8 protein-coding genes are annotated in these 10,014 nt (G+C 39.2%); 6 read left to right on the top strand and 2 right to left on the bottom strand.

What is annotated here, in order from left to right; all coding sequences use genetic code 11:
* Positions 1-275: 275 nt before the first annotated feature.
* Positions 276-665, bottom strand: a complete 390-nt coding sequence (gene mscL, locus BFM98_RS14995) for a large conductance mechanosensitive channel protein MscL (protein ID WP_009370295.1) — start codon at positions 663-665, stop codon at positions 276-278.
* Positions 666-869: 204 nt separating this feature from the next.
* Between mscL and BFM98_RS14990 the strand changes: the two genes are divergently transcribed.
* On the top strand, positions 870-1,568 hold the full coding sequence (locus BFM98_RS14990) for a lytic transglycosylase domain-containing protein (protein WP_016995260.1): 699 nt from the start codon (positions 870-872) through the stop codon (positions 1,566-1,568).
* Positions 1,569-1,603: 35 nt separating this feature from the next.
* Here the strand turns inward: BFM98_RS14990 and BFM98_RS14985 are convergent, their stop codons facing one another.
* A complete protein-coding gene (locus BFM98_RS14985; RefSeq protein ID WP_004231402.1) occupies positions 1,604-1,861 on the bottom strand; it encodes a GlsB/YeaQ/YmgE family stress response membrane protein in 258 nt (85 codons plus the stop codon).
* Positions 1,862-2,664: 803 nt separating this feature from the next.
* On the opposite strand from BFM98_RS14985, the gene BFM98_RS14980 reads away from it, so the two are divergent.
* From BFM98_RS14980 to ilvN, 5 genes are all read left to right on the top strand, one after another.
* The gene (locus BFM98_RS14980) at positions 2,665-3,840 is read left to right on the top strand and encodes an amino acid deaminase/aldolase (RefSeq protein ID WP_066037797.1); all 1,176 of its coding nucleotides are present in this window, start codon (positions 2,665-2,667) and stop codon (positions 3,838-3,840) included.
* Positions 3,828-5,150 (top strand): D-arabinono-1,4-lactone oxidase, encoded by a 1,323-nt coding sequence (locus tag BFM98_RS14975; RefSeq protein ID WP_066037796.1) that lies wholly within the window; start codon positions 3,828-3,830, stop codon positions 5,148-5,150. Before BFM98_RS14980 ends, BFM98_RS14975 begins: the two co-directional genes overlap by 13 nt.
* A 370-nt stretch (positions 5,151-5,520) precedes the next feature.
* Positions 5,521-7,191 carry a dihydroxy-acid dehydratase gene (gene ilvD / locus BFM98_RS14970; RefSeq protein ID WP_004231412.1) on the top strand — a complete coding sequence of 557 codons (1,671 nt, stop codon included), beginning with the start codon at positions 5,521-5,523 and terminating at the stop codon, positions 7,189-7,191.
* A gap of 485 nt (positions 7,192-7,676) precedes the next feature.
* Positions 7,677-9,443 carry a biosynthetic-type acetolactate synthase large subunit gene (gene ilvB, locus BFM98_RS14965; protein WP_054550476.1) on the top strand — a complete coding sequence of 589 codons (1,767 nt, stop codon included), beginning with the start codon at positions 7,677-7,679 and terminating at the stop codon, positions 9,441-9,443.
* Positions 9,440-9,955, top strand: coding sequence for an acetolactate synthase small subunit (ilvN, locus tag BFM98_RS14960; protein WP_016991907.1), 516 nt, complete (start codon positions 9,440-9,442; stop codon positions 9,953-9,955). Before ilvB ends, ilvN begins: the two co-directional genes overlap by 4 nt.
* The last annotated feature ends 59 nt before the right edge of the window (positions 9,956-10,014 follow it).

The following is a 10,014-nucleotide window of genomic DNA, read 5'->3' as shown; positions in this document are numbered from 1 at the left end:
CAATTATATGGACTTAATCTGGATAGGTTCTGAAGTAGCGGTTAGAACGTGAAAAGTAGCGGATACAACGTAAAAAATGAGGGATAGAGCGGACAAAGTGAGGGATAGGTTTTGAAGTAGCGGTTAGAACGTGAAAAGTAGCGGATACAACGTGAAAAATGGTGGATAGAGCAGACAAAGTGGGGGATAGGTTTGAAGTAGCGGTTAGAATACAAGTAAAGGAGACAAAATAAAAACATCTGCCTCCTTTGAGAGACAGATGCTTTAACAACATGTTAGGCTTGTTCTTTTTTTAGCAAGTCGCGAATTTCTTTGAGAAGCTCTTCTTTGGCATCGAGTTCAGGTGCTGGTTCTTCCACGACTGCTTCTTCTTTTTTACGTGTGAGCTTTGTCATAATTCGTAAGGCCATAAAAATGGCAAATGCTATGATTAAAAAATCAATGATGGATTGTAGAAATACACCAAAATTGATTTGGGCTTCACCTGAGCCAAAAACAAAACTCTTTGTTAAATCAATACCACCTGTTAAAACACCGACTAATGGCATGATGATATTTTCAACTAAGGAGGTAACAATTTTACCGAAAGCACCACCAATGACTACTGCTACTGCTAGATCGACAATATTGCCTTTCATCGCAAATTCTTTAAAGTCTTTCCACAAAATAAATTCCTCCCTATTATTATCCAATAAACGAATCAATCTGTATTTTACTATATTTTTAGCAAACCTTTCAACTGCTTTCATGGTGGAAATGATGTACTTTCATAGATGTGGAAGACTTCATTCTTTCAAAATGAAAAGATATACTGCACATTACGGAAAATTTGGTAATATAGAAAAAGAATACTAGATTAGGTGTGACGTATGGCAAAGAAAAAGAATAACAAACCTCTGTTATCACCCGCGACAAAATTGGGTATGATAGCATTATTGATTCCAATTGCAATTACCGTGTATGTTCTCACATTTTTTGCTTGGAAGGAGCTTCAAACATTACCGATATTCGAAAAGCTTGTCCAGCAAAAGGCAATTGAGGAGATTCAACAGCATTTCGATATGAAAATTCCTGAGCAATACATTCCCGTTTATGTAGCTGCAGAAGAAAAATATGGTGTACCCTGGACATTACTTGCTGCGCATCATCGTATTGAAACACGGTTTTCTACGGTAAAATCAATGGTATCCTCTGCTGGGGCGGAGGGGCATATGCAATTCATGCCCTGTACATTCGTTGGCTGGCAGCATCCGACATGCTCAGGTTTGGGAAAAGGAAGCATCACAAAAACTGAATTGATGAGTCCTGAGACGATTGCTAAATATGGAGGATATGGCGTTGACGCAAATGGGGATGGAATAGCTGATCCCTATGATATTGAGGATGCAGTATTTAGTGCTGCGAATTACTTATCCAAATACGGTGCTGCGACAGGGAATATTAAGAAAGCTGTTTACCAATACAACCATAGCGAGAAATATGTTGAGGATGTGTTATATTACTACCAGTTGTATGATGATTTTCACGATGAGCTCCAAGCAGCTGTTCTCTTACATGAAAAAAAATAAAGAGCCATCACATTGGATGGCTCTTCATTACATATTTAAGTTGCTTTACGCATACCTTTTAAAATAAGGCTGACGATAAAGATCAACACGATGGCACCGATTAGTGCTGGGAACACGTAGAAATCACTTACTCTCCAGCCCCAGTTCCCTAAAACCATACTACCAATCCAAGAACCGACAATCCCTGCAATAATATTCCCGATGATGCCGCCTGGTACATCTTTACCTAAAATGACGCCAGCTAGCCATCCAAGAATTCCTCCAATAATTAAATACCAAATGAAACTAATCATTACTTTCATCTCCTTAAATTTAAGATATAATGGCGATTACTTAGTTATACCCTGAATGGAGTAGATTAAACACTGTGATTTTGTTTAGTAATTATTACATGTTGTAAATAAGGCTGTAGACAAGTGAATGCAGCTCCTTTGCTGTGCTCACTTTATAGCTAATCCAACTGCATAAACTACCGTGAAAATGTCCACATTAACTACAATTACTTCTATATTGTACATACACCGATTATCGCTTACTTCTATAGTATGTTCATGTATTCAATTCGTACCAGAAATGCATGCAACGCCCAATCGCCAGTAACAATAAAAAACAGCCATTTAACTAAATTATTTACTACAATAACCTTTTCATTCGTGAAAAAATACATTATTTTTTATTGAAACAGAATGTCAATTCTATGTGCGATTCCTTATTTCTTTGGGAGAGTTTTTTGTGTAGAAAAAGAAAAATGGGTAAATTTCCACTTTTTAATAGTTTGAAAATTCTGTATAAAGGGATTATAATGTAGAAAAGGAGCGTGGTCATATGAATATGGCTGTTATGAAACGTTTAAATCGTCAAGGCTTTTTAATTGCTGGTTTGCATTTATTAGTAATGCTAAATCTTGCAGCTGATTTCTTATACGCATCGTAACCAATTTAATAGAAAGGTGAATGAAATGTTTATCCCATATTAAAACAACCGTGTAGTCTTATTGTAAAACAGGCTCACGGTTGTTTTATTATGCTTAATTAACTGAAAAAAGGAATTATTCTGCTAAATGTCAAATACATAGTTTATACAAGGGAGTGATGAAATGACGTCAAGATTGGATCAAGCATTTTGTGATTTGGAAAGACCATTTGCATGGTTAGATTTAGATGCACTAGATAAAAATATACAAATGGTTCAAGATGCTTGTGGGGGAAAACAAATTCGTATTGCAACAAAATCGATTCGTTCTATTGAGGTCCTTCGTTATATACAGAAAAAACTTGTGAATGTTGTGGGGTTTATGACATTTACTGCAGCAGAGACCCTTTTTTTATTAGAGCAGCGGTTTGATGACTTATTGCTTGGCTATCCAGTAATGGAGGAAGCAACGATTCGTCGATTGTTGCATTTTGTAAAGGAGGGAAAAATCGTCACCTTTATGGTAGACAGACCAGAACATATCCAACTATTGGCGAAATTAGGACAAGAGATTGGCGTACGTGTACAGGTTTGCATTGATCTTAATGTTTCTAATGATTTTAAAGTATTGTATTTTGGAACAAAACGTTCGTCATTGTCTTCTCTTGAAACGTTGACACCTTTTTTACAAACCATTCAAAACACCCCTGTAATTGAAGTGGTAGGAGCGATGGGCTATGAGGCTCAAATAGCAGGGGTTGGCAATCGTCCTGCAAATGCTTTAAAAGGTAGAGTCATAGAAGCCATGCAAGTACAAGCCAAAAAGCAAGTAACGCAGTTTCGTCGATTAGCGATCGCCCATATCAAGGCTTATTTTCCAAATCTACGCTTTGTTAATGGTGGAGGATCAGGAAGTATGACGTACACCAATCAACAGAAGGAAGTAACGGAAATTACAGTTGGCTCGGCTTTTTATGCACCAGCATTGTTCGATCAATTTACACATTTACAGCTAGAAAAGGCTGCTGGATTTGCCTTACGTGTAACAAGAATGCCTGAAAAAAACATCGTTGTTTGTCATGGGGGAGGCTATACGGCTTCTGGAGCCATTGGGATGGATCGTTTGCCTGTATTCTATGACCCTACCACTTTTGCATATCTTAGCCTAGAAGGCGCAGGGGAAGTGCAAACACCTATTAAGGTCAAAGGGAAGAGTATCAATATTGGCGATACCATTTATTTTCGACATGCGAAGGCAGGAGAGCTTTGTGAGCGTTTTCAGGTCCTGCATGCTATTCGTGGGGACAAGTATGCAGGACATTACACAACATATAGGGGAGATGGACAATGTTTTCTATAGAAAAATGGCGAAATGGTGAAAAGTGGACAAACTGGGCTGGGAATGTTATTTCCTATCCGAGTGAAATGTATTTACCGCACTCTATTGATGAAGTTTCAGCAATTGTGAAGCATGCGTGTCAATCAGGAAAGACAATCCGTGTCACAGGTGCTGCTCATTCTTTTAGCGCTGTGGCTATGCCTGAGCATATAGCAATTTCCTTACATAATCTGCGTGGATTAATCGCTGTGAATGAGGAAAGGCAGGAGGCAACATTATGGGCGGGGACCTACCTATATGAAATTGGACCAATGCTAGCGAAACACGGTTTTGCGTTAATCAATATGGGCGATATACAGGAGCAAACCATTGCAGGGGCAGTGTCAACTGGCACACATGGCACGGGGGTTACACTTGGTTCTCTATCGTCAGCTGTCCAGGCATGGGGATTTGTAGACGGTACTGGTACTTATCAGGAACATAGGAGAGGTATGGATGATTTATCTGAAGCGCTGCATGTATCACTTGGGATGCTAGGTGTTCTGGTCAAAGTAACGATTAAGGTCATACCACTATATGGTTTGCATTATGTGGGGGCAAGAGAAACATTGACAAATGGTCTCTCGTTATTTGCGCAGGATATTCGTCAACATCGTCATGTGGAGTGGTTTTATTTCCCTGGTAGTGAAACAATTCAAGTAAAACGGATGAATGCGGTCGCGCCTGTTTATCAAAGTGAATGGAATAAAAAAATAGAAACGTTAAAGCTACAAATAGTAGAAAACGGGGCTTTCTTTGCGATGTCAGAGCTTTGTAAGTGGAAACCTGGTTTAAGTAGTGCCATGAGCAAGATAGCGGCTGCCAATGTGGTAGAAAGTGAAAAAGTAGGGATAAGCTATGAAATTTATCCCTCACCTCGTAGCGTGAAGTTTCAAGAGAGTGAATATGCCATCCCTTTATCACAGTTTGAAGCTTGTTTGGAGGAAATCCATGCAACCTTTAAAAAAGGGACTTTTAATGTTCATTTTCCTTTAGAGTGTCGAACAACTGCAGGCGAAGCAGGTTTTTTAAGTCCAACACAAGGGCGTGAGTCGGCTTTTATAGCCTTTCATATGTATAAGGGAATGGCAGAAGAGCCTTACTTTAAATGGGTGCATACATTGATGCAAAAATATGAAGGTCGTCCTCACTGGGGAAAACAACATCATTTAACAGCGCAAACGGTCTATGCGTTGTATCCAGAGATTGAAAAGTTTTTAAGCATTCGACACCAATACGATCCTGAACAAATATTTTTTACAGGATACTTAAAAAAGTTGTTTCTATTGTAAGCGTTATCTCTAGGATTGGATAACTTAGCTTATTCAAATATATGGGAATTTTTTATTTATCCATTTTTGTTTATTATTAAAAAATTAAAATTTGAACGAAATGTCAAAATTTTTATCAAAGCGAGATAAAACTGATGCTTAATCAGCATGTAAACGATTTCAATTTTGACAGATTTTTTGAATTGTTTAAACAATTCAAAAAATAGTGTTGACGAGACCTTTTTTTCGTACTATGATAACAACAATTTAACACGTTCGTTACAGCAGTAGTCGTCTAAGAGGCTATTACTCTATAAACAAAAATTAAAAAGACAGAACATTTTGTCTATAGCAACGAACATAGTATGGATAGCAATGAGGGGCGTTTAAAATGAGAAGTGACATGATTAAAGTAGGCGTAGATCGAGCGCCACATCGAAGTCTTTTATATGCAACAGGCAAAGTAAAAGCAAAAGATCTAGGCAAACCATTTATTGGGGTTTGTAACTCTTATATCGACATAATACCAGGTCACGTTCATTTACGTACGTTCGCTGATGTAGTGAAAGAAGCTATTATTGAAGCGGGTGGTATTCCATTCGAATTTAATACAATTGGTGTCGATGATGGTATTGCAATGGGGCATATTGGTATGCGTTATTCCTTACCAAGTCGTGAAATTATAGCAGACTCTGCTGAAACAGTTATTAATGCACATTGGTTTGATGGCGTATTTTATATTCCAAACTGTGACAAAATTACACCAGGAATGCTTATGGCAGCAGTTCGTACGAATGTACCATCTATCTTTGTTTCAGGTGGTCCAATGGAGGCAGGAACTTCTGCAGCAGGGAAACAGCTTTCCTTAACATCTGTGTTTGAAGGTGTAGGAGCACACAAATCAGGAAAAATGTCTGCGGAAGAGCTGTTGGATATTGAGAATAATGCTTGTCCGACGTGTGGCTCATGCTCAGGCATGTTTACAGCAAATTCCATGAACTGCTTAATGGAAATGCTTGGTGTTGCTTTACCTGGAAATGGTACAATCGTTGCCACTTCTGAAGAGCGTCACAAGCTGATTAAAGAAGCAGCTAAGCAATTAATTCGCATGGTCAAGGAAGACGTTAAACCTCGCGATATTATTACAAAAGAGGCAATTGATGATGCTTTTGCTCTTGATATGGCAATGGGGGGCTCCACAAATACAGTTCTTCATACATTAGCAATTGCCAATGAAGCCGAAATAGATTACAACATTGAAGATATTAATAAAGTAGCGGAAAGAGTGCCTTATTTAGCAAAAATCATGCCTGCTTCAGATATTTCAATGGATGATATTAATAAAGCGGGTGGAGTAAGTGCCATTATTAATGAATTAACATCTATTCCAGGTGCTATTCATCCAGACCGTCCAACCGTAGCAGGCGTTACAATGGGTGAGCTTGTCAAAGATTATCACATCACGAATGATCAAGTCATTCGAACAAAAGACAACCCATATAGTGCTGTAGGTGGATTATCAGTTTTATTCGGTAACATCGCACCAGATGGCTCTGTTATTAAAGTAGGGGCCGTTGATCCTTCTATCAAAGTATTCAAGGGCGAGGCAATTGTCTTTGATTCACAAGAAGCAGCACAAGAAAACATTGATAATGGAACGGTGAAAGAGGGCCATGTAGTCGTCATTCGCTATGAAGGACCTAAGGGTGGTCCAGGGATGCCAGAAATGCTTGCACCAACATCTGCCATTCAAGGTCGAGGCCTTGGTACAAAGGTTGCATTAATTACAGATGGTCGTTTCTCAGGTGCATCTCGTGGTATTTCAATTGGCCATATTTCACCAGAAGCTGCTGAAGGCGGTCCAATCGCTTTAGTAGAAAACGGAGATATTATCGAAATTGATCTACCAAATCGTACGATTAATTTACAAGTTTCAGATGAAGTTTTAGCTGAACGTCGTGCAAAATTACCAGTCTTTGAGCCAAAAATCAAACGTGGTTGGTTAGCAAGATATTCAAAATTAGTGACGAGCGCTTCCACTGGAGGCGTAATGAAAATTTAACAACTAGATAAATAAAAACGTTGATGAGGTTAAAGGTTCTAGAGCCTTGTATCTACCAGAGAGCCGGTCGTGCTGGAAGCCGGCGATACAACTAGATCCGACATCCCCTCGGAGTGGGCTATTAAACGTGTTTACACCATTAGATAGCTCCGGGCATAGTCGAAAGTGCTCGTTATTAATGAATAAATGTTTTATGGCACTATATTGGATGCGATGTCTTTCGCATTGGTGCATAAATGCTGTCATTTATTCGCGAGGTAGCAATTATTTGCTATAAAAAAGGGTGGTACCATGGAAAGTCTTTTTCATCCCTACGTAAGGTAGTTCTTTGCGTGTGGAGAAAAAGGCTTTTTATTATTTTCACGATGCAATTGAACAGCCTCTCAACGAAAAGGACGAGAGGAATAGTCAATCCAGCTATTGACACTTCACTAATCTACAACACTGATGTGTGAGTTTGAAAGAAATGAAGGAGGCATAATTTGATGAGTGCGAATGTTTCAATCAATGAACAAGAACAATTAGCTACAACAGCAACAGCTGAACAAACCTATCAAGCGAAGGACGGTGCAGATGTATTAGTGCAGGCATTGCACGATCAAGGGGTTGAAATTGTCTTTGGCTATCCAGGAGGAGCCGTATTACAAATTTATGATGCGATGTATAAAAACCCAATTCGCCATATTTTAACAAGACATGAACAGGGTGCTATTCATGCGGCGGAAGGCTATGCTCGTGTTTCAGGTAAAACGGGCGTTGTTATTGCCACAAGTGGACCTGGTGCAACAAACCTTGTAACAGGTATTGCGGATGCCATGATCGACTCTATTCCATTGGTTGTTTTTACAGGACAGGTTGCGACATCTGTGATCGGAACAGATGCTTTCCAAGAAGCCGATATTATGGGGATTACAACACCGATTACAAAGCACAACTATCAGGTGCAGGATGTCAATGATATTCCCCGCATTGTGAAGGAAGCTTTCCATATCGCTAGCACAGGTCGTAAGGGACCAGTTGTCGTGGATTTCCCAAAAAACGTTTCCCAAATGTTGTTTGATGTAGAGAATCCACCGCAAGCACCTGATGAAATTTATTTACCAGGCTATCAGCCAACATATAAACCAAATTATTTACAAGTCCAAAAGGCGATTCAAGCCATTTCATTGGCAAAAAACCCAATCATCTTAGCGGGTGCAGGTGTTCTTTTTGCAGATGCACGTGAGGAATTAACGACTTTCGCAGAAAAATATCGTATTCCAGTAACGAATACATTGCTAGGATTGGGCTCCATCCATGGTGAACATGACTTATTCCTTGGGATGGCTGGGATGCATGGTACAGCTACAGCAAATACAGCGATCACAAAATCGGATTTATTACTCAATATTGGGGCACGATTTGATGATCGTCTAACAGGTAATCTAGCTACATTTGCACCAAATGCAACGATTATCCATATCGATATTGATCCTGCTGAAATTGGCAAAAATGTACCGACAGATATTCCAATTGTTGCTGATGCCAAGGAGGCTTTAAAAGCACTATTGAAAAAGGATTTCCAAGGTCCTGATACAGCCGATTGGTTAGCTTATTTAAGGAATCATGCGATGGAATATCCATTATGGTATTGCAAGGATACAAATACGCAAGAAATCCTACCACAAGAGGCATTGCAATTAGTGCACAAGGTAACTGAAGGTAATGCCATTGTGACGACAGATGTTGGGCAGCATCAAATGTGGGCAGCACAATATTATCATTTAAATAATGATCATTCATGGGTAACGTCTGGTGGACTTGGTACGATGGGCTTCGGCTTCCCGGCCGCAATTGGCGCCCAATTTGCGAAGCCAGACAAAAAAGTTATTTCGATTGTAGGAGATGCAGGATTCCAAATGACGGCACAGGAGCTATCCATCCTACAGGAATTTAACTTACCAGTAAAAATAGTGATTTTGAATAATAGCTGTCTTGGCATGGTACGTCAATGGCAACAAACATTCTATGAAGAGCGCTATTCATCATCACTTATGCCGATCCAACCAGATTTTGTTAAGTTAGCTGATGCTTATAACATTAAAGGTTATCGTATTAACACAATCGATGAAGCAGAGTCTATTTTCCGTGAGGCACTGCTGTCTGATGAGCCAGTATTAATTGACTGTCGAGTGAAACAGCTTGAATGTGTTTACCCAATGGTAGCACCTGGCACAGGCTTACATGAAATGATTGGGGTGAAAAAAAATTGAAGCGAGTAATTACCGTAACTGTGATTAACCAAAGTGGTGTATTAAACCGTTTGACAGGTTTATTGATGAAGCGTCAGTTCAATATTGAATCGATTACAGTAGGTCATACGGAGCAACCGAATTTTTCAAAGATGACCTTCGTAGTCAACATAGAGGACGAACGCAAAATTGAGCAGCTAGTGAAACAGTTATCCAAGCAAATTGATGTGTTAAAGGTCAATGACATTACCGATAAATCGATTGTTCTGCGAGAGCTAGCACTAGTAAAGGTGATTTCCCCACCAAATTTACGTTTGGAAATGAATTCAATTGTTGAACCGTTCCGCGCCCAAATTATTGATACAGCCAAAAATGTTGTGACGTATCAAGTAGTAGGGCATCCAGAGAAGATTGATGCCTTTATCGAACTCATTCGACCATATGGCATTAAAGAACTTACACGTACAGGGGCAACTGCCTCCGTTCGTGAAACACAAAAAGTCTCAAACCCGCAGCTCTCTATTTTAAAATAGTTTGCATATAAAAATGAATAGCTTTATAGACAGAGCAAGTATCTAAAGCTATAAAAAAC

It is taken from the genome of Lysinibacillus sp. AR18-8 (assembly GCF_001705465.1).
GTDB lineage: Bacteria > Bacillota > Bacilli > Bacillales_A > Planococcaceae > Lysinibacillus > Lysinibacillus capsici.
This window is presented reverse-complemented; position numbering and strand designations above follow the sequence as displayed.